Origin of the sequence: Capnocytophaga sp. oral taxon 380 str. F0488, from assembly GCF_000318255.2 — a bacterium.
Taxonomy (GTDB): domain Bacteria; phylum Bacteroidota; class Bacteroidia; order Flavobacteriales; family Flavobacteriaceae; genus Capnocytophaga; species Capnocytophaga ochracea.
In genome coordinates this window covers 68,691-68,943 of record NZ_KB291183.1, presented here as the reverse complement: position 1 = coordinate 68,943, position 253 = coordinate 68,691, and positions in this window count along the sequence as shown.

Genomic DNA, 253 nt, shown 5'->3' with positions numbered 1-253 from the left:
ATGAGAAAATGAGAGAATTAGAAAATTAGAGAATAAGAAAATGAGAAAATTAGAGAATGAGAGAATTAGAAAATGGGGTAGATGCTAATAATGCCAATAATACTGATAATTAACTTTGGCAAAGTTTTAAACTTTGGCAAAGTTTGAGATGAAAAAGCGATGTGTTGGGGAGTGTTAAGAAGATTCGGAAGGAAACGGAGAAGTTCGGAAGATAGAAGGAAGGGTTTTTGATGAAAAAAGGCTGTAAGGAGGG